18 protein-coding genes, 1 other RNA gene and 1 pseudogene are annotated in these 23,839 nt (G+C 54.9%); 10 read left to right on the top strand and 10 right to left on the bottom strand.

The features are described from left to right. Window positions 1-10: 10 nt before the first annotated feature. The 6 genes from RAN89_RS09485 to RAN89_RS09460 all read right to left on the bottom strand — a co-directional run bounded on the left by RAN89_RS09485 (window position 11) and on the right by RAN89_RS09460 (window position 3,356). A complete protein-coding gene (locus tag RAN89_RS09485; RefSeq protein WP_313866101.1) occupies window positions 11-163 on the bottom strand; it encodes a hypothetical protein in 153 nt (50 codons plus the stop codon). After that, window positions 150-461, bottom strand: a complete 312-nt coding sequence (locus RAN89_RS09480; protein ID WP_313866100.1) for a helix-turn-helix domain-containing protein — start codon at window positions 459-461, stop codon at window positions 150-152. Before RAN89_RS09480 ends, RAN89_RS09485 begins: the two co-directional genes overlap by 14 nt. 12 nt (window positions 462-473) lie before the next feature. After that, window positions 474-761: a helix-turn-helix transcriptional regulator gene (locus RAN89_RS09475; protein ID WP_313866099.1), complete on the bottom strand. Its 288-nt coding sequence runs from the start codon at window positions 759-761 to the stop codon at window positions 474-476. A gap of 174 nt (window positions 762-935) precedes the next feature. Next, window positions 936-1,610, bottom strand: a complete 675-nt coding sequence (locus RAN89_RS09470; RefSeq protein WP_313866098.1) for a hypothetical protein — start codon at window positions 1,608-1,610, stop codon at window positions 936-938. Window positions 1,611-1,701: 91 nt separating this feature from the next. Then, complete coding sequence (locus RAN89_RS09465; RefSeq protein ID WP_313866097.1) at window positions 1,702-2,010, bottom strand: hypothetical protein; 309 nt, start codon at window positions 2,008-2,010, stop codon at window positions 1,702-1,704. Between the two features lie 104 nt (window positions 2,011-2,114). Then, on the bottom strand, window positions 2,115-3,356 hold the full coding sequence (locus tag RAN89_RS09460) for a tyrosine-type recombinase/integrase (RefSeq protein ID WP_313866096.1): 1,242 nt from the start codon (window positions 3,354-3,356) through the stop codon (window positions 2,115-2,117). Window positions 3,357-4,010: 654 nt separating this feature from the next. Between RAN89_RS09460 and RAN89_RS09450 the strand changes: the two genes are divergently transcribed. The 5 genes from RAN89_RS09450 to gmtX all read left to right on the top strand — a co-directional run bounded on the left by RAN89_RS09450 (window position 4,011) and on the right by gmtX (window position 11,726). After that, entirely contained in the window at window positions 4,011-4,508 is a 498-nt protein-coding gene (locus RAN89_RS09450; RefSeq protein WP_313866095.1) for a hypothetical protein, read from the top strand. Between the two features lie 284 nt (window positions 4,509-4,792). Beyond that, the gene (locus RAN89_RS09445) at window positions 4,793-6,721 is read left to right on the top strand and encodes an ATP-dependent DNA helicase (protein WP_313866094.1); all 1,929 of its coding nucleotides are present in this window, start codon (window positions 4,793-4,795) and stop codon (window positions 6,719-6,721) included. Further along, window positions 6,714-8,189: a gamma-mobile-trio recombinase GmtY gene (gene gmtY / locus RAN89_RS09440; RefSeq protein WP_313866093.1), complete on the top strand. Its 1,476-nt coding sequence runs from the start codon at window positions 6,714-6,716 to the stop codon at window positions 8,187-8,189. Before RAN89_RS09445 ends, gmtY begins: the two co-directional genes overlap by 8 nt. Before the next feature lie 18 nt (window positions 8,190-8,207). Then, window positions 8,208-11,030, top strand: coding sequence for a gamma-mobile-trio integrase GmtZ (gmtZ, locus tag RAN89_RS09435; protein ID WP_313866092.1), 2,823 nt, complete (start codon window positions 8,208-8,210; stop codon window positions 11,028-11,030). Between the two features lie 9 nt (window positions 11,031-11,039). After that, window positions 11,040-11,726, top strand: a complete 687-nt coding sequence (gmtX, locus tag RAN89_RS09430) for a gamma-mobile-trio protein GmtX (RefSeq protein ID WP_313866091.1) — start codon at window positions 11,040-11,042, stop codon at window positions 11,724-11,726. Between the two features lie 1,185 nt (window positions 11,727-12,911). Here the strand turns inward: gmtX and ssrA are convergent. The 4 genes from ssrA to ompA form a co-directional block, all read right to left on the bottom strand. After that, window positions 12,912-13,293, bottom strand: a transfer-messenger RNA (tmRNA) gene (ssrA, locus tag RAN89_RS09425). A 240-nt stretch (window positions 13,294-13,533) separates the two neighbouring features. Beyond that, window positions 13,534-14,214 (bottom strand): phosphoglycolate phosphatase, encoded by a 681-nt coding sequence (gene gph, locus RAN89_RS09420; protein WP_313866090.1) that lies wholly within the window; start codon window positions 14,212-14,214, stop codon window positions 13,534-13,536. Continuing rightward, entirely contained in the window at window positions 14,211-14,924 is a 714-nt protein-coding gene (gene ubiG / locus RAN89_RS09415; RefSeq protein WP_313866089.1) for a bifunctional 2-polyprenyl-6-hydroxyphenol methylase/3-demethylubiquinol 3-O-methyltransferase UbiG, read from the bottom strand. The genes gph and ubiG overlap by 4 nt, the downstream gene beginning before the upstream one ends. A gap of 69 nt (window positions 14,925-14,993) precedes the next feature. Next, window positions 14,994-15,647 (bottom strand): outer membrane protein OmpA, encoded by a 654-nt coding sequence (gene ompA, locus RAN89_RS09410; protein WP_313869311.1) that lies wholly within the window; start codon window positions 15,645-15,647, stop codon window positions 14,994-14,996. Between the two features lie 237 nt (window positions 15,648-15,884). Between ompA and gyrA the strand changes: the two are divergent. From gyrA to RAN89_RS09385, 5 genes and pseudogenes are all read left to right on the top strand, one after another. Beyond that, window positions 15,885-18,538: pseudogene (gene gyrA, locus RAN89_RS09405) on the top strand (DNA gyrase subunit A). Between the two features lie 70 nt (window positions 18,539-18,608). Beyond that, the gene (gene serC, locus RAN89_RS09400) at window positions 18,609-19,748 is read left to right on the top strand and encodes a 3-phosphoserine/phosphohydroxythreonine transaminase (protein ID WP_313869310.1); all 1,140 of its coding nucleotides are present in this window, start codon (window positions 18,609-18,611) and stop codon (window positions 19,746-19,748) included. A gap of 8 nt (window positions 19,749-19,756) precedes the next feature. After that, window positions 19,757-20,839 (top strand): prephenate dehydratase, encoded by a 1,083-nt coding sequence (gene pheA, locus RAN89_RS09395; protein WP_313869309.1) that lies wholly within the window; start codon window positions 19,757-19,759, stop codon window positions 20,837-20,839. Window positions 20,840-20,860: 21 nt separating this feature from the next. After that, complete coding sequence (locus RAN89_RS09390; RefSeq protein ID WP_313869308.1) at window positions 20,861-21,736, top strand: prephenate dehydrogenase; 876 nt, start codon at window positions 20,861-20,863, stop codon at window positions 21,734-21,736. After that, the gene (locus RAN89_RS09385; RefSeq protein ID WP_313869307.1) at window positions 21,736-23,733 is read left to right on the top strand and encodes a bifunctional 3-phosphoshikimate 1-carboxyvinyltransferase/cytidylate kinase; all 1,998 of its coding nucleotides are present in this window, start codon (window positions 21,736-21,738) and stop codon (window positions 23,731-23,733) included. Before RAN89_RS09390 ends, RAN89_RS09385 begins: the two co-directional genes overlap by 1 nt. The last annotated feature ends 106 nt before the right edge of the window (window positions 23,734-23,839 follow it).

Here is a 23,839-nt window from a genome sequence, read left to right as displayed (position 1 = left end):
GGCTTCCCGGTCATCTCGCAGCGTCTGCCAGCCGCGATAGATAGCTGTGAAGCCCTGCCAGCTCAATCATGTTCATGCCGCACAGATCAGGGCCAAAGCCCAAATGTGAAAAGCGCCATACCAATTGCTCCAGCTCTTTCAACCAGTCATCAGGCTTGTGCATGTGCGCCCCCTTGAATCAGAACGTAAACACCTACGGAGTGATCCACCCCTGCCTCAGTTGTCACTAGCTGCCGGTGCGTATCAATGCGGTAACCCTCATTGCGCAACTCTTTGATCCTGGCCGGTGGGTAGTAAATGTCCAGCTCTCTGCGTGCCTCGTAGGTTGACACCGCTGGGAGCGTCTGCAAAGCCTCTAGGAGCCGCGCGCGTTGCGTATCTCCATCTGTGCCTTTAAACTGCGCCCGGATCGCTTCTAGGGCTGCTTTCTTTTCGGGGGAAGTGGCCTTATTTTTTTGCATGGCGTGTCCCCCTTAGTTGGATTGAAAACCGACAGAGTGAGCCGTTGCTCTTTGCTGCAATTGCTCCTCAAAGAGGTTTGCCAGTTCGGTGCGCTTGACGTGCAAGCGTTGAACCAGCTCTCTGATTTCAGCCTCAGTCTTACCCGCAATCCGCGCGGCATTGATGGCTTGAACTTCATCAGAGGGCCAGCCTACAGATCGCTGTCCAATCGGCACGGGCTTGGTGAATAGCCCAGCGTGGATTGCGTTATAGATGCTGGCATGGCTGCGGTGCCCTGTTTCCGCTTTGACTGTGGGCATTCTCCAGATCGACATATCTGGCTCCTTTCATACGGCTTTAGAACCGTTGTTGCGATGGAGCGAATGTCGTGATTTCGATCAGGTTGAAATAGGTTTTTTAAACCGCCAAAGTACGGTGCGGAATAGGCCGACCATTCGGCAAACCCGCATGGATATTGGCTTTAAATACCCAGCCTAAAGTTTGTCTATTTTTTTGCGGCCAGTCGATTTATCTGGATTGGCAACGGTGGCAATTCGTTCAATTTGCTCAGTTTTGAAGTCTGGAAAGTTGGTTCTCAGAAACTGAATCAGTCGATTTCGTGGGGTCGCAGATTGATCGCCAAAACCATTCGCAATCGCTCGATAAGCTAAATTTGCTGCGTCAAGTTCAGGCGGCAGATCACTAGGGTCTATTTCTCTTTCATCGGATAAAGAGGACTTAAGATCATCTGAATCAGCTCGCTCAAACTGGTAAACCGATTTCATCCCGATTGCTGCAAGCCAGCTTGAAATCGACTTTCTCGAAAATTCTTGATTCTCAAACTTCGGCGCACGATTATCAGCAAACCAGTCGGCCAATGGAGTTTCCTCGTTAAAGCAATCGTTTCGATACCTCAATCTTTCGAGGGCAACACTGGGAAGTTCTGATAGGTCAGGTTCTGCCGAGTACAGCGTTTCAATCGGGTCTCCAAACACCTCGTGAAAATGCCGGTCTTTGGCTTTTTTATAGTGCAACTCCATTCGATCAGTTACGACATGGACACGCCATTGGTCTAGTTCCGATTCACGCGGCTCAAGTCCAAGTATCAGTGCGGCCGCGTCATAGCCAGAGAAATGTTCGGCAAAATCCCAATGAGATAAGTCTGTCATGCGCCCCCCAGCGCCCCTGCAAATAGTTGCCAGCCCAGCCCGTCAGGGAAAACGGGTTTTCGGGGATCAGCCTAGGGCTGGCGAAACAACGTCAATTAGCTCCTAGCAAGCATGTGCGCACAAATTTGCTGTGACTTGTACTTGACAGCATGTCGTCTAAAAGCTGCGCCAATCGCCAAGCAGTTGTCGGGTAGCCGTCAGGTATATTTGTCTCGTCTTGTGGAGATAGATGCATCAGTAAAGATGATGCCATTGCATAGAGCTGTTCATCACGCTCTACAACGGCACTCACTACGCTTTCAAGATGCGCAACATGCAAAAGTACTGTTTTGTTCGATTGCGCTACATTTTCACTAGCCATTTTCAAAGCTCCGTTTTGATAGTGGTCAGGGGCTGGCAAGTGGTCGCAACACTCACCAGCCCCGCCTATTTGCCCTGAATGAACTGCGTCAGGGCTTCGCAGAAACAATGCCTCAATAAATTGAACGCCGTTTAAATATTCACTCAGACTCCAGCGCGCAACTGGATCACATCAGCACCCCGCGCTAGCTTGTCCAAGTAATCAGCCCATTGCTGCACCAGTTCAAACCGCTGCTTTAGGTACTGCGTCCGGTTGTAGCTGCGCCCGTTAGCGTCTTTCACTGCATGGGCTAGGTTCGCCTCAATTGCCAAAGGGTCAAGATTCAATTCGTCCACCAGCATCGTGCGCGCGCTAGCTCTAAAGCCGTGCCATGTCTGCTCTTTCCCAAACCCCAATGCGTACAAGCCACTGCGCACGGAGTTGTCAGAGATTGGCCGGTCATGGCTGCGCTCACCGGGGAACACATAGCGCCCGTGCCCTGTCAGGGGCTGGATAGCCTTTAGGAGCGCCACAGCTTGCGTGGGCAATGGCACGACGTGCGCCTCTCCGTTTTCCTTCTCCAGCTTTGTGCGCTTCATCTTCATGCTGGGAATCGTCCACAGACCCGCCTCTAGGTCTAGCTCTGTCCATTCCATCTCTCGCAAGTTGCCGGGGCGTTGGTACAGCATGGGGGCCAATTGCAGCGCTGTGCGCACGATAGGGCCACCCTTGTAGCTCTTGATGGCACGCAGTAGCTCACCCATGCGCAAAGGCTCCACGATGGCCGCAAAGCTCTTGCCACGGTATGGGGTAAGCCGTGCCTTTAGTCCCTCGGTGATATTGCGTTGCTGCACGTCTGCGGTGGGTAGCCAATACTCCCAAACCTGCCGGGCAAGCATCAGGGCACGGTCTGCCGTCTCCAATGCGCCCCGCTCCTCCACCTTTTGCAGCGCTGCCAATAGCTCCATAGCGTGAATTTCAGCGATAGGCCGCTCACCTATCCACGGGAAAAGATCGCGCTCCAGCTGCCGCAACATGCGCCCGGCGTGACTTTCGCTCCATTGCGGTGCCTGCTTCGCGTACCACTCCAGCGCGATAGCTTTGAACGTGTCACCAGTGGAGCGGGTGTTTTTCAGCTTTTCCAGCTTGCGAGCCTGCACAGGATCGACGCCCTCAGACTTCTTAAGCTTTGCAGCGTCACGGGCTTTGCGAGCCTCAGAAAGACTTATCGCCGGGTAGCTGCCTAGTGCGAGCTGCTTTTCTTTGCCGTCAATCCGGTACTTCAAAAACCAGCGCTTTGAACCAGTGGGGCTTACCTGTAGGTACATGCCCCCAGAATCGGCAAACCTTGCTTGCTTTTTGTCTGCCGGGCACACGGCGTTTTTGCACTGAGCATCAGTCAGCATGGGGGTACGGCTCCTAATGGGGGTACAGATTTTGGGGGTACAGACTCAAAATCCCCCCGTTTTTCTGGAATCTCCCCCCGTTTGTACCCCCGCTTTGCGGTAGCAGTCAATAGAGCGCTTTGTACTATGCTGCACCGTAAGTACTTGATTTACCAAAGAAAAAGGCCACTAGGTGTATGTTCCTAGCGGCCTTTATCAGGGGGTATGGTGGAGCTGGGGGGATTTGAACCCCCGTCCGCAAAACTTCCTCGAGCAGATCTACATGTTTAGCGGTCTGATTTGAGTCTCGCCACCGGAATCGCGCAGTCGCACGCTATGCCGGACGCCAGTACCCTACTTTCTCGCCTCTCACCAAGGTACCCGGTAAAAAGCCAGCCGATGTAAATGACCTTACAGCCTGGACAGCTTGCGCCACCCTTGCCCGGCCCATCGGCCTGCCGTTGTAAGGCTCACTGGTTATTAAGCAGCGAGTGCGAAACGTTCGTCGTTTGTTCCTCACCCATAAAAAACTTCCATACTTTCAATATATAGCGGGCAGTTTTATCTGTTTTGAGCAGTAAGTTGAGGTTTTCAACAGTTTGCCATCACTGGCTGTTTACAATTTACCCCATCATACTCCATAATCAATAGACGTTCAACTGCAGAAAAACGTCAATGAGCAAGGTCAAGGGAGATGAAGCCGCCGACCGCTTCGATGCTTGGGCAAATAGCCAATCGCTAAGCTATTTCCGCGAAATCGCAAACAGCAACCGGACTCAGCTGGTTCGCGCAAGCGTCATGGAGGCGGTCAGAATTGACCGCCCTGCATTGCGGCAAAACGCTCGGATAAAACAAGCTCTATTGGACCTGGAGAACCGCCTGCGTGATGAGGGCGTATTGATAGGGCAACCAGTGATTGCAGAGGCCCTCCCGCCTGATGAGGGAATGCTGCCCCAGAGGCCCAGGTCAACCATTGCCAAGAACATTGATGCGGAGCGATTGAAGCGACTGGAAAAAGAGGTTGCAGCAAAAGATGCAGAACTAGTCGCACTAAGACCTCTACGCTATGAAGTTCAGGACCTTAAAGAGCAAATTAGAAATGCTCACGAAAAGCTCCAACGATTCAAAGCCATGGAGTCGGTTTTACGCGAGTCGGGACGGCTTCCACGATGAGCACCCCGACGCATAGTGGCAACCAATTTGAATTTCGTATTCGAATAACCAGAATTCGTACATCGACTCCGCGATTCACCTATCTCAGCGCAGTTGTTGTGGACATCGATGGGCGACCGATTCCCCGAGCGCCCAATTACGCTATCTCTATCCCCGCTAGATTGACCCCCGTACCACTATGCGCTGGTCAACGTTGGCTTGTAACAGGCACACCGGAGCCCATTGAATTCACGACATCTGAAGGATGGGTCGTAAGAGAGCTTCAATTAATTGCAACGACTGCTGTGCTTGAACGTACAAGCGGCTCTCACATCATTTCGCTTCTTAAGGGGGAGCAGTTTCCAGGTATTGGACCAGTAACTGCCCAGCGAGTCTGGGACACCCTGGGCGAGTCTCTCTACGACGCTCTAGATAAAGCAGATTACGCCTGCCTTGAGGCTGTAGTAGGAAGCAGCAATGCTCTAACCCTAATTTCAGGATGGAAGTATTACAGCTGTCCCGAACTTCTACGCTGGCTACAGGATGCCAATATTGATGTGCGTACCGGGAAAAAATTGTTGAGAGTGTATGGAGGCGACGCGCTCGAAAAATTGAGAGAGGACCCTTACCGATTGTTAGCGTTGGGGATGTCTTGGCAAGAAGCGGACAAGCTTGCAGATACGGAATTCAATGTATCCGCGGACGACCCGCGCAGACTAGCTGCAGCCATAGAGGCTGAGCTTTACCGTGCATTCGATGCCGGTCATACCTTTTTGGAAGCATCTGAACTTATTAAAGCTGTGCACCCGCGTATCTCTCCATTCGGCGGCGAAGCCGCCTTATTGATGGCGGAGCAAAACGGAGTAGTGCTGCGATACGGAAATCGAGTCTATGCCCCGGGCCCACTATTGATGGAGAAAGCCGTTTGTTCTGCCCTGGCGACGCGTATTAAGGCGTCTACACCGTTGTTTGCTGCTAGTGAGGTTGATACGCTCATCGACGCTTTCGAAGCGTCTCAGAACACAGGGGTAAGCACCACCCGGTTCGAACTCAATGCAGCCCAGAAGCAGGCCGTTCACACAGCGGCAAGCTGTAGTGCCTTTTGTCTCATTGGAGGTGCTGGGGTCGGTAAGACAACCACATTGAATGCAATCAACTTTCTGCTGGAAGAAAAAACCATTCCTGTCTACTTGCAAGCTCCAACTGGAAAAGCTGCGAAGCGAATGGCCCAAGCAACCCGCCGGCAGGCCATGACCATAGCGGGCTTTCTTCGAAACATTGCACCCAAAGGTATACCGGAGGAGGCCACCCTGGTTGTGGATGAGTGCAGCATGTTGGATATTCAACAAGCGTACCAACTGTTGTCCTCAGTTCCGAATTCTGTTCGACTCATTTTGATTGGCGACTCCGCGCAGCTTCCACCAGTGGGGCCCGGATTGACGCTTCATGAACTCGCTTGGGTAGACACAATGCCCCATGTCGAGTTGACGGAAACTCGGCGCTTTGCAGGTGCGATAGCTCAGGCTGCCGGTGAAATCAGGCGAGGTATTTGGCCAACACTTACTGAAGACCTCTCAGCAGATATTTGTTTCATTCAGTGTCCTAGCGAAGAGCTAGCTGAGCGTGTGGTGGAGCTTTTTCTGAAAGACCCACTCAATAGTCAAATCCTTTGTAGCACGAAGAATTCAGGGGCGGCACCTACCAACCTGGTCAACAAGCTGTGTCAAGCTGCGACCAACTCTGCGGCCCCTCAACTTCTCGTGTACAGCGATGAGCGAAGCAGGTGGGAAGCTACAGGATTCCGTTTAGGTGACCGAGTAATTTGTACTACGAATTTATGGGACCTCGACCTTCAGAACGGCAGTATCGGACACATCGTCGAGTTGTCGCCCCCTGAGGAAAGCGAGCAAGACACATATGGCTGGATTCGCTGGGACGACGGAGAACTTCGCCCGATAAGTGAAGCGGTACTGGATGCTCTCGAGCTTGCATCCGCGATAACCGTTCACAAAAGTCAGGGAAGTGAAGTCCCTATTGCAATAGTCCCGATATACCGGTCTCGCAACCTTGACCGAACGATTCTTTATACCGCGATAACTCGCGCACGAATGAAGGTTATTTTGGTAGGCGACCTTTCCGCAGCACGGAAGGCCGTTGAGGCAGAAGCTCACGCATCAAAACGGAACGTGACCCTTGGAGAACTTCTACAGAGAGAGCTTTCGCACCATGTTTGAATCAACCGTTGTTGTCGCTCGCGTTTATACCGATGAGACTGGAATTTCCTATGAGATGCCAGTACTGCTTACACCTCAAGGTCCCGTTCACGTTTTACTTGATTACCTCCTGGAACACTGGGACACCAGAAGTCCCTCATGGATGCTCAAAGTCACATCATCGGTACGACTATTTCTCGACTACCTTGATGCACACTCTTCGTATCCGAATGAACAAGCTATCTTTCAAACTTTCCGACAAAGGTTGATAACTGGAACTATCGCACCGGAATCGGGAGAGGACCCAAGCGGGCTTTGGTGGAGCGCCAAGGGCCCGCACAAAAGCACACGCGTCATCCGGCACCTCACAGATTTCTTTAACTGGTGGGCAGCAAGAAACCCCGGGAAGGGCAACCCGGCAAACACTTGGGCAGGCAGTCAGCACGACTTGAGACTAGCGGAGTCTGCTTACAAATACCGAAGGAATAAGGCCTTCCTAGGCCACACCTGGTCTGCGTTTGAAGAGTCGGCCCGGAGCCCTGGAAACAAAGGGGCATCAGGAAAGGTACACGCACCGCCGAGGGTCGAAAAAGAGACGGCGTTGGCGTTCCCCGAAGACCGAATACTGGACTTGATTCTCAAAGGATTCAAAGTCGGCAATCGTTATAACTACAGGGACATGCTCATCACGCTACTGCTTAACGGAGCAGGATTTAGAGAGTCCGAACCCTTTCACCTGTACCTCTGGGACGTGCAAGAAGACCCATTGCACAAAGGCCAAGCTCTAGTACTTATCCACCACCCAGCATGGGGGGACGCACCACCTGACCCTAGCTGGACGGACATAAATGGAAGACCGCGACAGGGACGTCGCGTTGAGTACCTCGCTGAGCGTTATGGCCTCGTTCCCAGATATTGGAAGCTATCGACTTCCGCCGCAGGATGGAAAGGTGGAATGCATGAGTCCAAGTACGGAGGCTATTACAAACAAGCGTATTGGTTCGTTCCGGAATTCGGCAAGTTGTTTTGGACAATCTGGAACCTATATGCGGAGCAAGTGCTTTCAGTTGATGCATCTCTGCGAGCGCATCCTTATGCCTTTATGAACTTGATGCGCGAACCCATTGGAGGGCTTCACAAAATGGGCAAGTATGAAGCCTCCCATGCCGCTGCCGTCCGACGTATCGGCCTAGAGCCCTCTAAAGGCTTAGGCACAACAATTCACGGGCATCGTCACGCATATGGACAGCGGCTACGCAAAGCCGGCGTACCAAAAGAGATGATTCGTCGGTTCCTGCATCACACTGATTTAGATAGTCAAAACGTCTACACAGAGGCGGATAGAAACGAGTGCGTGAAGCATCTCCGACTAGCGGTCGACCGCCTGTCTGAACTCAGCAGCGATATGCGCAGGGAGATTGTCCAAGTGACCGAGGCTAATGTTGAAGGCCTCAGTATGCAAACAGTCCCCAAACTCATAATCCCGTAAAAAGAGAAGTATTCATCCATGCAATCCAATCCGAGAACCACTGCAGTGGAGTTCGATAAGAATAGGAGAGCTCTCGCGGAGCGATGCCAGAGCTACGTGCAAGAGGGTCTTACGCTTAGGCAAATTGCGATAAAACTCAATGCTGAAGAAATTTCGACCAAGACCGGACGACAGTGGACCCCGGGAAATGTGGGGGCTCTTATGCGAGCCCCTACTCCTCCAATAGTTAAGGTCTCTCAGGCTGAGGTTAGGCGGAATGCGCGAAAGTCAAAGAAGAAGGGACACACGAAACGCACCGACATCAACCTCGAATGGGTTGCTACTCACCACCCAGAGCTTGAAAATTGGCGAGTACTGGCAGTGGAGTGGCTGAAAGGACGAGAGGCAGCACTCGGCCAGGCGATGCAGGGCATCAATGCGTTCTTTGACTTCATGGTTGAGACGCAATTGCCGACAAACCCTGCTGAGCTACTTCTCCACAAGACCCAAGTACCAGACTTTTACGAAACGACATGGGGTCCCGAAAGGACCAATGGAAAAATCTTCGTGAACAACAGTACTCATTCATTCATTGAATGGGTACTAACACGGCCTGAATTCTGCGAAGAGGACGACGACGAACGACTACAAACCTCTCCGGCATTTCGTAATCCCATCCCATACTTGAGTCGGAGTGGGCTGGCCAAACATATGGAAAGTGTTCGCTCCACACTGCCCTATGGATACATTGATGAACTACGCAAAATGATTGCGGAAGGTCCGAATTTCAAAGACTGGAAATTCGCCCAAGATGCCCTTGGCGTTGTAAAGACCGGTGATGAAGACGGTACCAAGCGAGGGCCTATCTGGTTTGAAGTCTCTGAACAACTCATCGACAAATCTGACCCGGATTGCGTCTGGCGCAAAAGAACCCGACTAGTACCTTCTGTTCCTGGCAATGTTGGACAGGGGCGGCTCAAAGAGACAATTTATGAAATGTGGAGCCCCGTTCGGTGGGTAGCATTGCTTGTAAAACTTCAGTTGCCACTTCGCACAATGCAAGTTCGTATGCTGGACTCGGGTGAAGCCGATACATGGAAGTGGCAAGACGGAGAATGGGTACTCAACGCCAACAAATTAGCCCTTGGAAATGAAAAACGTCCGTACTCTAACGGAGTGTTTCTTCGACCCAACCGATTGATTGATGGCGATGCGAAAGTTGTTCTTCATATAAACACCAATAAGACTGCAGACCGCGAGAAAGCCGGCCCTTCAAAGGGATACAACGTGCCGTGGATTACTGGAGGCCCGCTACATCAGGACCCGTTTTATTGGTTCGAAAAATTACGTCGTTGGCAAGAGAAGTACAACCCGTTAAAGCAACTTACCCGATGGTCAGATTTGGATGCACGGCATATTCCAATGAAGTCTGCGGCGCAACTTGCGACATATCCGGATACGGCGTTCCTATTCAGGACACCAGAAAACTCCGAGCGAACAGACCTTCCACCAGCTATTCAGTTGTTGGAGAGGCCCTGGTTCTCATGCCTTGAAGAGCTCCAAAAGCGGTTAGGCCCCCGCGGTGAGACGCTTCCGAATGGAGCACCGATTCGGTTAGTACCGGACAAGGAACATAGGGCAAAGAACTCACTTGCCACACTGTTCTCTCTGCATAGCTTACGCGTATCCTTGATTACAGCCCTTGCGTTAGATGGCCAAGTTCCATTGGCGATATTGCAAAAAATTGCAGGGCATAGTCGCTTGGTAATGACTTTGTATTACACGAAGCCAGGCGCCATGCAATCACGTGAAGCGATACAGGCGGGTGTCACACGACTTCAAGACTCCTCCGACAGCACAATCATTGATTGGCTCGCCAACGCAGAGTATGACCAGTTGGTTAGGGATGCAATTGCCAACAATGAGGCAAGCCTCCTTGCCGCGATACCTGAACAAAAGCACCTTCGTACTCCTGCAGGATGGATGGCCATGGTCGATGGCTTATGCCTGGTAGGTGGGAACAATTGCGAGACAGAAGCACCTGGGTGCCATAACGGTGGTCCAAATATCGGTAACGACACTGCACCGCGACACATACCTGTTCCGGGCGGCGCCCGAAATTGCCCTATGTGCCGTTGGTTTGTCACAAAGCCGTACTTTCTACCGCAGCTGGCTGCGCGATGGAATAACGTCAGCTATCACTGCTATGACGCTAAAGAGCAGGTGGTACTCGCTGAACAACGCTTTCGAGCTCTAGAGGACAGACGTGCTGAGGCACTCTCAACTGACCAGATTTTTCAAGAACATAAACAGTATCTTGAGGCTCAGCGAACGCTGGAATTTTCTATACGCAAGTTCGATGAACTCACACAAACCTTGGCAGCCATCACCCGCTTGATGGAGCGTTGCCGCAAAGTTCTTTCATCCGGTGAAGGTGTTTCGTTGATATCCGTCGGTGGTCAACAGGAGCTGAGTTATGCGATTGAAGAGGTGAGCTCAGAGTTACTCCAACTGTCCGGTGTTTGTGAAGGGTCTGTTCTCTACCAAGACCTCGACCCCGGTAAGGCAGTGCTACGCCAGGGACAGCTTCTGGACGCGGCGCTTATGCGAGACAGCCTTCCACCGGTATTTATGACACTCACCGAGGAGGAACAAAAGCTTGTGGGAAGTTCCCTGCTTAGACTCTTGGCAGCACAAATGAACCCCGAGAATCCTGCTCTTGGCCGGTACGAGGTCATTTCGCTAATTGATGCGCGCCAATCCCTCCGTAACCGCCTAGGAGCGTCCGTTGACGAAGCATTGAGGGTCGCCGTCACGAATAGCTCTGAAGCCCGTGCTATCCCCTTTAAACCTTTGAAGTAGTACTCCGTCATGCACGCTATCACTGAAATACACCCTGAGTCAGTTTTGAACGCAATTCGGAGCAGTTCTTCCCATCCAACCAAACTGAAAAATCTGGAACTGATACATACGATTTGTACTGAGTTCAAATCACAGGGAAGCAAAGATTTCTCGCTCAAAACTGTTGGCGAGACCGTAGAGTCCCGAGGGGGCCTCAAAGTTAAAGCTCTGTGGAATGTTCAGTCTGCTGACTATCGAAAGCTTATTGAGGCATGGCAGGCGTATGCAGGTGGGCCCAAGCTGCGTGAGACAGCCAAAGTCGGCGCCGCTGACAATCTGACGCGCTCCATTACAGACCCTGCCATGCGCATTGTGGTGGAAAAGCTTGTACGAGAGCGAAACGCTTTGCTGGCAGAGGTAAATATTCTCAAGTCGCAGTCACAGGTAGTTATCAATAAACGACCTCTTGCCGTTAGGAACAATACATCATCCACCTCCAATGACGGTATGACGCTTGAAGTGTCTACAGGGCCCAAGTTGTCTACGCTGGAGCGCGAGGCTTTGGAGCACTCCATCTCTTCTGAGCTTTGGAGCTCAGAGAGCTGGCAGGAAGAGAAAAATGGTCGCGTTGTTAAGTCACTGGGTGAAGGTCGAACTCGAACAATCTTCAAGCCCGGATTCGTCACTGCTGTGAAGACCATTCTCTCTCTGAAGTAGGCTTAGGCCGCCGACTTAAAGCTGGGGAAGAACGAATCAGCTGCTGACTATACGGAGGCAAAACCACCAGGATTTGCTATGCCTCACCACGTTCCGTACCGGCAACCTCACAAGATTCAAGTCGCTCGTATTCGAAGCTCCTCTTCTGACGTCCGCGGCGTCGATAACTTCGCTTTGTACCTCCAGTACTATGACGACACCTCTCCCCAGCGGTATGCGTCCGTGCATATTCCAAAGCCTTTACAAGATGCGTTTCTCAACGGTGAAGTGAAGGGCCTCCACTTGGAGCTTCTACCCTCTAAGAACGGCTTCAATACCGAGATATCACAGTCCATTTCCGGAGGGCCCGACTGGGTTGTGCTTGGTATTGAGCTCCCAAATGGTGAGCGAATTCAATGTATTCCTGAGGGGCTACGCAAGCTTTTCAAACGTTCCTTGTGCACTGCTGCCGTAGCCCTAATAGCGGGTGTAGCCCTCTGGTGGACGGCATACGCTTGGGTTGGTGGACTACTTTTCGGATACGGTGTATCCAGAGCAAAATTTGCCCGCACCGTCCCCCTAAAAGCTGTCTGGCCAACTAGCTGACTCAGCTGTTCATTAAATATGATGGGTAGCACATAGGAATCTCTTTTTCCGGTCTAGACTTCCGATGGGAGGAGACCAGATGGGGAAAGATATTAGATGCCGAATTGGGTTGCATCAGCCTCAAATAGAAGCTGTAGGGGACGACTACTGGGCACACTTAATGTATCGATACTTTTGCGCCAGATGTAACTGGAAAACCGATTATTGGGGGCAGTCGTCCGAGCCAAAGCCAGTAACCCTGACTATGCGTTTGCTTCGAGTTCAGCTCCCAAAACCTTGAATTTCTATTTTTAATTCTTGGCAAGCGAAGCGCGTCAGGCCGTAGGTATAACTCCTGTGGTCAAGCCAGCGCCGTTGGGTGTGCATGTGGGCAACTTGGAAAGTTGTCCATATGTGCACCGGAGGGCTGGTTTGTCCATCAGGCCGTGCGCTACAACATTTCGAACGAGACGCACGTTAGCTATTGAGCTGAGCGAGCCAAAATGCAGTCTACTGCATGGCAGTTTGCGTAGCAGGCTGCAACTATGAGATAGCCAGAGGAAGCAACTGGCACGTATTTGCAAAAAATGAAGCCCGCACAAGGCGGGCTTCAAAGGTATATGGTGGAGCTGGGGGGAGTCGAACCCCCGTCCGAAAGCCATCACCAAATAGTTCTACATGCGTAGCCGTCTGATTTAATTCTCGCTTCTAGTAACGCGCAGTGGCACGCTTTACAAGACGCCAGCAACCTATTTTCTCGACCCATCCTAAGTTACCCAAGACAGGCCCAGCCGAATTAAATTACCCCACAGCTAGGGTGGCTTACGCCACCTTTGCCCAGCCTATCGGCTTACTGTTGTGAGGCTCGCGTGCAATTAAGCAGCGAGTGCGTACGACGAGTCGTTTGCAGTTAGTTTGTTTCCAGATAGATTAACGAGCGTTCTGAAATTGCTCGGCATGCTCCACTTGACTCAGCACCCCCGTCGAAACCAAGGTCAGCCCCGTGTTGGGTTGCAAACATTTTGCTTACCCAAAGTATGGAGACTTATGGAAGTCTCCATACTTTGAATTTTACTCTTTTTCAGAGGAAGTCACTCACTCACCATCCAAACTATGGATATTTATGGGCGTTGACCGTTTGCAGTTAGTTTGTTTGAATCTGTTTTACGAGCACATTCAGCTCGACATGCACCACAGCGATTCCAATCCACGTCGAAACCAGTGCAGCCCCTCAATCCCTATTTTAGGCGCTCGTCAGACTTTGCAAGAGCAGGGTAGGAGATTTAATTTCCAGGTCAGCACCCCACTCCGCCGTGTCCGCCTTGGCACCCAGGTATCCGTAGCATGCGGCCACAGAATACATGCCGGCTGCACGCGCGGCCAAGATGTCACGTTCATCGTCGCCGACATAGACACATTGGGACGGATCAAGCTGCAGGCGGCGTGCGGCCTCCAATAGAGGCTCGGGATGCGGCTTCGCATGGGGCGTTGTATCTCCGCTGATGACAACCGAGGCATTCGTGAACAATGGCATTTGAGCGGCCAAGGGCTCGGTGAACCGCTTTGATTTGTTGGTGACTACACCCCACAATACTCCGCAGGTTTCCAACTGGCTCAACATGTCCTCAACACCCTCGAACACATAAGTGCGTTCGGTCATGCAGCGTTCATAGTTCACAAAAAACTCTTCACGCATCGCCTCGAACCCGGGGGAGTCAGGGGTCATTCCAAACGCTACGCTCAACATTCCTCGCGCACCCGCACCTGCCATGGGTCGGTAAGCAGCATCTGGCAAGGAGGGCAAACCGCGGTCAGTTCGCATTTTGTCGGCAGCCGCCCCCAAGTCCGGCGCACTGTCGATCAAGGTACCGTCCAAGTCGAAAAGTACCGCTTTTACTTCACCCACCGGTGTTTTCAAGCTCATGCCGCAGGTTTCCGGGTAGCAAACAAATAATTCACTTGCGTGTTGTTATTCATGGAATAACGACGGGTCAAGGGGTTGTAGCTGAGCCCCTTGGTCGCTTGAATCTCCAGGCCAGCCTCGCGGCAATAGTGCGCCAGCTCACTCGGGCGGATCATCTTTGCGTACTCGTGCGTGCCTTTGGGCAGCAAATTCAACACGTATTCAGCCCCGACGATGGCCTGAATGAACGACATGGGGTTGCGATTCAATGTCGAAAAGAACACCCACCCTCCCGGTTTGACCATGCGGGCGCAGGCTTCAACCACAGAAGCCGGGTTGGGCACATGCTCCAGCATTTCCATGCAAGTAACCACATCCATGCTTCCAGGCGCTTCAGCGGCCAGCGCTTCTGCGCTGACTTCACGGTAGGTGACATTAGGGGTTTCAGCTTCCAAAGCATGAAGCTGGGCGACCTTCAATGCCTTGGTGGACAGATCAATACCCAGCACTTTGGCACCTTGCCGGGCTGCTGAGTCGGCCAAAATCCCGCCACCGCACCCGACATCCACCATGGTCTTGCCTGCCAGGGGCACTAAAGTTTGAATCCACGCCAACCGCAGGGGGTTGATCTGATGCAAAGGCTTGAACTCACTTTCCGTGTCCCACCAACGATGGGCGAGCTCAGAAAATTTGGCAAGTTCAGCAGGATCGGCGTTGAGTGTGGTTTGCATGGCTTGATTATGTAGGGGCAAGAAAAAACCCGCCGGAGCGGGTTTTTTCGAATCGTTCAAGAGAACAGATTACTTGGAGCGTGTGCCAACCACTTCGATTTCCACGCGACGGTTCTTAGCGCGGCCTTCTTTGGTCTTGTTGTCAGCAACAGGTTGCTTCTCGCCCTTGCCTTCTGTGTAAACGCGGTTCTTTTCGATGCCCTTGGACACCAAGTAAGCCTTCACAGCTTCGGAACGTGCAACAGACAGCTTCTGGTTGTAGGAGTCGTCGCCAGTAGCGTCGGTGTGACCCACAGCAATGATGACTTCCAGATTGATGGCCTTGACCTTGGAAACCAGGTCGTCCAACTTGGCTTTGCCTTCAGCCTTCAACACAGATTTGTCAAAGTCAAAGAAAGCGTCAGCAGCGTAAGTTACCTTGCTTGCGGCGGCTGCGGCAGCAGGCGCTGCTGCGGGTGCAGGAGCGGCAGCAGGTGCAGGAGCTGCGGCAGGTGCGGGAGCTGCTGCGGGTGCAGGAGCGGCAGCCTTAGGAGCCACGATCGCGCCGTCGCAACCAGCAGCAGCAGTAGCTGGAGTCCAGCTGGCATCGCGCCAGCATTGGCCGTCAACGTTTTTCCACACGTCGCCGGAAGCGCTACGCCAGTTGTGGATTTCTTGAGCGCCAGCGGCAGATGCCAATACGGCGGTAGCGATCAAGGCTGCTACTTTGTTCAATTGTTTCATGAGACCTTCCTAGTTACGGCAAAGACTGCAGCAAGCTGCGATTAATTTTGTGACGCCCCAAGGCTGATGCACCAAAGACGTTCTCGCCATTGTGCCATAGCGTGCGCACCGATTTGAAGCTCGTTGGTAACCCCGGAGTAACGAGGGCCACACATGGCAAATTTGTTGCAATGAAGCGACATGCCTGCGGCCGTAGAATCCAAGGTTGTCCTCGACATTGATAGACAGATACCCAACATGACCCAGTTCGCCAAAGAAACACTGCCCATCAGTCTTGAAGAGGAAATGCGCCGCAGCTACCTCGACTACGCCATGAGCGTGATCGTAGGCCGGGCGCTGCCCGATGCACGGGACGGCTTAAAGCCCGTGCACCGACGTGTGCTCTATGCGATGCATGAGCTCAACAACGACTGGAACCGTGCTTACAAGAAGTCTGCACGTATCGTGGGCGATGTGATCGGTAAGTACCACCCGCACGGCGACCAGTCGGTGTACGACACCATCGTTCGTATGGCGCAGGACTTTTCTATGCGTCACATGCTGGTGGACGGTCAGGGCAATTTCGGATCTGTGGATGGCGACAGTGCCGCGGCTATGCGTTACACCGAGATTCGCTTGGCAAAAATTGCCCACGAATTGCTGGCCGATCTGGACAAGGAAACCGTGGATTTCGGCCCCAACTATGACGGTTCCGAATCAGAGCCCTTGGTCATGCCCACCCGCATTCCCAACCTGTTGGTCAACGGTTCGGGCGGCATTGCCGTGGGTATGGCCACCAACATCCCCCCCACAACCTCAATGAGGTCGTGGATGCATGCCTGCACTTGCTGAAGAACCCGGAAGCCTCTATCGACGAGCTGATGGACATCATTCCGGCTCCTGACTTCCCTACCGCCGGCATCATCTATGGCATTCAGGGTGTGAAGGACGGCTACCGCACGGGCCGCGGCCGGGTGGTCATGCGCGCACGTTGCCACTTTGAAGACATCGACAAAGGCCAGCGTCAGGCCATCATCGTGGACGAGCTGCCCTACCAGGTCAACAAAAAGACCTTGCAAGAGCGCATGGCAGAGCTGGTGCACGAAAAGAAGATCGAAGGCATCAGCCACATCCAGGATGAGTCCGACAAGTCCGGCATGCGCCTGGTCATCGAACTCAAGCGCGGTGAAGTGCCTGAAGTGGTGCTCAACAACCTGTACAAGCAAACCCAGCTGCAGGACACCTTCGGCATCAATATGGTGGCATTGGTGAACGGCCAGCCCAAGCTGTGCAACCTGAAGGACCTGATCGAGGTCTTCCTGAACCACCGCCGTGAGGTGGTGACACGCCGCACCGTGTTCAACCTGCGCAAAGCCCGCGAGCGTGGCCATGTACTGGAAGGCTTGGCGGTGGCGCTGGCCAACATCGACGACTTTATCCGCATCATCCGTGAATCGCCCACCCCGCCGGTAGCAAAAACCGAACTGATGAACCGCCCTTGGGACAGCAAGCTGGTACGCGAAATGTTGACCCGCACCCGTGCCGACGGTGGAGTAGTGAATGCGGATGACTACCGTCCCGAAGGCCTGGAAAAAGAATTCGGCATGGGCAACGACGGCCTGTACCGCCTGTCAGAAACGCAGGCGCAGGAGATTCTGCAAATGCGCCTGCAACGCCTTACCGGCCTGGAGCAAGACAAGATCGTCGCCGAGTACAAAGACGTGATGGCAGAGATCGAAGACCTGCTGGATATCCTGGCCAAGCCCGCACGCGTGGCGGTGATCATTGGCGAAGAACTGGGCCATGTGAAACAGGAATTCGGCCAGACCAAGATCGGCGCGCGCCGCAGCCTGGTCGAGCACTCCTCGTTCGACCTGTCTACCGAAGACCTGATCACTCCCACCGACATGGTGGTCACGATGAGCCACAGCGGTTACATCAAGAGCCAGCCCCTGCATGAGTACCGTGCCCAGAAGCGCGGCGGCCGGGGCAAGCAAGCCACTGCCACCAAAGAAGACGATTGGGTGGACCAGCTCTTTGTAGCCAATACCCACGACTACATCCTGTGCTTCTCTAACCGCGGCCGCTTGTACTGGCTCAAGGTCTGGGAGGTGCCGCAAGGTTCACGCGGTTCCCGCGGCCGCCCCATCGTGAACATGTTCCCCTTGCAAGAGGGCGAAAAAATCACGGTGGTGCTGGCGCTCACCGGCGAGAAGCGCAGCTTCCCTGCCGACCAGTATGTGTTCATGTCCACCAGCATGGGCACGGTCAAGAAGACGGCGCTCGACGAATTCAGTAACCCGCGCAAGGCCGGCATCATTGCCGTGGACCTTGACGAAGGCGACTTCCTGATCGGTGCGGCACTGACCGACGGCAAGCACGACGTGATGTTGTTCAGCGACGGCGGCAAGGCCGTGCGCTTTGACGAAAACGATGTGCGCCCCATGGGCCGCAATGCACGTGGCGTGCGCGGCATGATGCTCGATGAAGGCCAGAGCGTGATCGCCATGCTGGTCGCTGAAGACGAGCATCAAAGCGTGTTGACCGCCACCGAAAACGGCTACGGCAAGCGCACCAATATCACCGAATACACCCGCCATGGCCGCGGTACCAAGGGCATGATTGCCATCCAGCAATCCGAGCGCAACGGCAAGGTCGTGGCCGCAACCTTGGTGCACGCCGAAGACGAAATCATGCTGATCACCGACAAGGGCGTGTTGGTGCGCACCCGTGTGAGTGAGATCCGTGAAATGGGTCGTGCGACCCAGGGCGTGACGCTGATCGGCTTGGACGAAGGCTCCAAGCTGAGCGGTCTGCAGCGCATCGTGGAAAACGACGCCAATCCGACCGATGCAGGTGAAGGCGACGACACAGCCGCCGGTACCGAAGGAGATGCGCCTACCGCTGAATAACTATCATTTTGATAGCTACTCCCGCACATTCCATAGGCGCCAGAGCCCGATTTCATCCAAAAAACCACTGATGCAACGCCCCTACAACTTCTCGGCCGGACCGGCCGCCATGCCAGCCGAAGTGTTGGAACAAGCCGCTGCTGAAATGCTGAACTGGCCCGATGCCAACGGCCGTCTCAGCGGCATGGGCGTGATGGAAATGAGCCACCGTGGCAAAGAGTTCCTGAGCATCTATGAAGCTGCAGAGGCTGACTTGCGTGAGTTGCTGGCGGTGCCTGCGAACTTCAAGATCCTGTTCATGCAGGGCGGGGGGCTGGCTGAAAATGCCATTGTGCCCTTGAACCTGAGCCGCCTGCGTGCCACCAGTGGCAATGGTGCCGCGGACTTCGTGGTCACCGGAACCTGGAGTGAAAAGTCGCTCAAGGAAGCAGGCAAATACTGCAGCGCCCACTTGGCCGCTACGGGCAAAGCCGATGGCTTTACCGCTATTCCTCCTGCGGCCAGCTGGGAGCTGCGCGATGAGGCCAGCTATGTGCACATCTGCAGCAACGAAACCATCAACGGCATCGAGTTCCAGAGCCTGCCCGACCTGAAGGCGCTGGGGTCTAAAGCCGAGCTGGTGATTGACTTCTCCTCCCACGTCGCATCCCGTCCGGTGGACTGGAGTCGCGTGGGCTTGGCTTTTGGCGGCGCACAAAAGAACCTGGGTCCCGCGGGCCTGACCCTGGTGGTAGTGCGCGAAGACCTGCTGGGCCATGCCCAGAGCGTTTGCCCCAGCGCGTTTGACTACAAAACCGTGGCTGACAACGGCTCCATGTACAACACCCCACCCACGTACTCCATTTACATGGCAGGGCTGGTGTTCAAGTGGCTCAAGCGCCAGGGTGAGAATGGGCTGACAGGGATCGCGGCCATGGAGGCACGCAACATCGCCAAGGCCGAGTTGCTGTACGAGACCATTGACGCATCCGGCTTCTACATCAACGGCGTGGCACGCAATGCCCGCTCCCGCATGAATGTGCCCTTCTTCCTGCGCAATGAAAGCCTGAACGATGCGTTCCTGACCGGCGCCAAAGAAGCGGGTTTGCTGCAGCTCAAAGGTCACAAGTCGGTCGGCGGTATGCGCGCCAGCATTTACAACGCCATCCCGCTGGAAGGCGTGCAGGCGCTGGTGGCGTACATGCGCGAGTTCGAGCGAACCCACGGCTGAGGCACACCATGGCACGAACACTCCCCGAACTCCGCGTCCTGATTGACGCACTGGACATCGAGCTCCTCAACCTGCTGAACCGCCGTGCTGCCTTGGCGCACGAAGTGGGCGAAATCAAAAAAGTGGAAGGCTCGGCAGTCTTCCGCCCCGAGCGTGAAGCACAGGTCATCCAGACGCTGCAGTCTGCCAACGATGGCGCGCTCAAGAACAGCAGCGTCGCCGTGATCTGGCGCGAAATCATGTCTGCTTGCCGGGCGCTGGAAGCACCGCAACGCGTGGCCTATCTCGGCCCCAAAGGCACGTTCAGTGAAGAAGCTGCACTGCGCTTCTTCGGCTCCAGCATCACCCATGTGCCCTGCGCCAACTTTGACGAGGTGTTCCACGCCGCGACCGCAGGCTCTGCCGAGTTTGGCGTAGTTCCGGTAGAAAACAGCACCGAGGGCGTCGTCACGCGCTCGCTTGATCTGCTGCTGAACTCCCCGCTGCACATCGTGGGCGAAATCAGCCTGCTGGTGCGCCACCATTTGCTGCGCACTACCGCCTCGTTGGAAGGCATTGAAGTGGTGCTCGCGCACCCGCAAGCTTTGGCGCAATGCCAGCAATGGCTCAGCACCCACTTGCCCCATGCCGAGCGGCGCGCCGTCTCCAGCAACGCAGAGGGCGCACGCTTGGCGGCCTCCAACCCTGCTTGGGCGGGCATTGCGAGTGAACGTGCGGGGTCCGAGTTCGGCCTGCATACAGCGGCACATGCCATCCAAGACGAGGCCTTCAACCGCACCCGTTTTGTCGTGGTGTGCCTACCCAGCGTGCTGCCGGCGCCGCAAGCGTCAGGCAAGGACTGCACCAGCCTGGTGGTTTCGGTGCCCAACAAGCCGGGCGCGGTCCACGACATGCTGGTGCCCCTCAAACAACACGGCGTGTCCATGACACGCTTTGAATCCCGCCCGGCCCGCAGTGGCCAGTGGGAGTACTACTTCTACATCGATTTGCAGGGTCACCCTTCGCAGCCCCATGTGGCCGCTGCGCTGAAGGATCTTGCCGGTCTGTGTGCCTTCTACAAGGTGCTGGGCACCTACCCTTTGGCAGACTGAGCGGACTGCAGGACACCCACTATGTTTGAACAACTCGGTCTGATTGGTTGCGGCTTGATGGGCGGCTCCTTCGCCCTGGCGCTCAAGCGCGCAGGGCTGGTAAAGCGCGTCGTCGGCTACAGCAAATCGCCCTCCACCACCGAGCGTGCCCGGCAGATGGGCGTGATCGACATCGAAGCCCCCTCTGCGCTGTTGGCGGTGTCTGGCGCCGATATCGTGCTGATCGCGGTGCCCGTGTCTGCCACTGAAGCTACTTTCAAAGCCATCAAGCATTTGGTCACCCCCAGCATGCTGATCATGGATGTGGGCTCCACCAAGCGCGACGTGATCGACGCAGGCCGCCGCGGCCTGCGTGAGCATATTGGCTCCTTCGTGCCGGCACACCCTATTGCCGGCAAAGAACTCTCAGGTGTGGAACATGCCGACCCTGACCTGTACGCCGGCAAGCAGATCATCCTGACCCCGATTGAACGCACGTTTACCGTGCAGCTGCAAAAGGCCGTCGATGTCTGGACCGCACTCGGCTGCCGGGTGCTGAAAATGTCGCCCGAGCAGCACGATGCCGCTTTTGCGGCGGTAAGCCACTTGCCCCATTTGATTGCCTTTGCGCTCATGAACGGCATCACCAGCCAGCCGCAGGGCCAAGACTACCTGTCGCTGGCCGGACCGGGTTTCCGGGACTTCACACGCATCGCTGCAGGCGATCCCAAAATCTGGCGCGACATCATGATCTCCAACCGCGAAGAACTGTTGGCGCAAAGCAAAGTTTTCCAACGCACCCTGCAAGCCATGGAGCTGATGATTTCCAGTGGCAACGGCGACGCGCTGGAGGGCCTGATCGAACAGGCTAGCAACACACGCGCCAACTGGACCATGGCGACCAAGCTCAACAAATAATGTTTTCCACCGCATTCCTCGACCTGCCACCCTTGGCCCACGCTGCTGGCGCGGTCACGCTTCCCGGCTCCAAAAGCATTTCCAACCGCGTGCTGCTGCTCGCCGCCATGAGCGAGGGCACTACGACCATCCACGACCTGCTGGACTCCGACGACACCCGCGTGATGCTGATCGCACTGCGTACCTTGGGCTGTGCTGTGGAGCAGTCGGGCGCCATCGTCAAGATCACCGGTTTGGGCGGGAAGTTGCCCAACGACTCCGCCAAACTGTTTTTGGGCAATGCAGGTACTGCCATGCGCCCATTGACCGCCGCACTCGCGGTGGTCGGCGGCGACTTTGAACTCAGCGGCGTACCGCGTATGCACGAGCGGCCCATTGGCGACCTGGTGGACGCTTTGCGCCAGCTGGGGTGCGCCATTGACTATTTGGGCAACGAGGGTTACCCGCCATTGAAGCTGGGCGCGCCAGCCTTGCAGCTCGACGCACCCATCAAGGTCCGTGGCGATGTCTCCAGCCAATTCCTGACAGCCCTGCTGATGGCGCTGCCGCTGGTGGCCACCAAAGACATCGTGATTGAGGTGGTGGGCGAACTGATTTCCCGCCCCTATATTGAAATCACCCTGAATCTCTTGGCACGCTTTGGCGTGCAGGTCCGGCGTGATGACTGGGAGCGGTTCACCATTCCAGCGGGTGCCAAGTTGCGTTCACCAGGTGACATTCATGTGGAAGCCGATGCTTCCAGTGCTAGCTATTTCATAGCGCTTGGCGCACTATCTACGGGCGCCAATGGCCACAATGGCATCAAAATTCAAGGTGTAGGCGCCGACTCCATCCAGGGCGACATCCGCTTCATGGAAGCCGCACAGGCCATGGGTGCAAAGATCGAAAGCGGCCCGAACTGGCTGCACATTCAGCGGGGGGCGTGGCCACTCAAAGCGATCGACCTGGATTGCAACCACATCCCCGACGCAGCCATGACGTTGGCGGTCATGGCACTGTATGCCGATGGCACCACCAATCTGCGCAACATTGCCAGCTGGCGCGTGAAGGAAACTGACCGGATTGCCGCAATGGCCACCGAGCTGCGCAAGTTGGGCGCCACCGTCGTCGAAGGTCAGGACTACATCCAAGTCACGCCTCCGGCCGGTATGGCCGGCTGGAAAGCTGCGAGCATCCATACCTATGACGACCACCGCGTAGCCATGTGCTTCTCATTGGCTGCTTTCAACCCCGCCCAAGTGCCGGTGCGGATTGAAGACCCCAAGTGCGTAGCCAAAACATTCCCGGATTACTTTGAAGCTCTCTTTTCTGTGGCCACGGCAGATACACGGAACATTCCGGTGATCTGCGTCGATGGCCCCACGGCCTCCGGCAAAGGTACCTTGGCTGCGGTTCTGGCAGAAAAATTGGGTTACCACTTTCTGGACTCCGGCTCGCTCTACCGCATTACCGGCCTGGCGGCCAGCCGTGCGGACATAGCATTGGAAGCGGCCAATGAAGCGGCTATCGTGGCTCTGCTGCAAAGCCTGCCCATTCACTTTGAAGGCAGCCACATCTGGCTGGCCGACGAAGATGTGAGCGACGCGATTCGCACCGAAGAAGCGGGCATGAACGCCTCCAAAGTGTCTGCGTTCCCGGCCGTTCGTGCCGCTTTGATTGATTTGCAGCGCAATTTCCGCAAACTTCCGGGCCTGGTTGCCGATGGCCGCGACATGGGCACGGTCATCTTCCCGGAAGCCCCTTTGAAGGTCTATTTGACGGCCAGCGCGGCCTGCCGTGCGGAGCGTCGCCATAAGCAGTTGATTTCAAAGGGAATTCCCGCTACACTCGACGATCTTCGTGCCGACTTGGAGGCGCGCGACGCCCGGGACTCCTCCCGGACTGTTGCCCCCCTGAAGCCTGCGCAAGATGCCTTGTTGCTTGATAACTCGGATTTGACAGTCGAAGCGTCTGTTCAAACCGTGCTGGACTGGTGGCAGAGCAAACAGCCTTTCTAGCCCCGGCCTGAAAAGCAACCTGGCCCCCATTGCTTCCCTCGCGCGTCAGCGCACCGGTTCACACCAGAAGCTGTGGGGTTCAACAACTTAACCCCGCGGTACCAAC

Origin of the sequence: Rhodoferax mekongensis (assembly GCF_032191775.1) — a bacterium.
Taxonomy (GTDB): Bacteria; Pseudomonadota; Gammaproteobacteria; order Burkholderiales; family Burkholderiaceae_C; genus Allorhodoferax; species Allorhodoferax mekongensis.
Note: the sequence above shows the minus strand (reverse complement) of the source record. Positions and strands in the feature narration are given on the sequence as shown.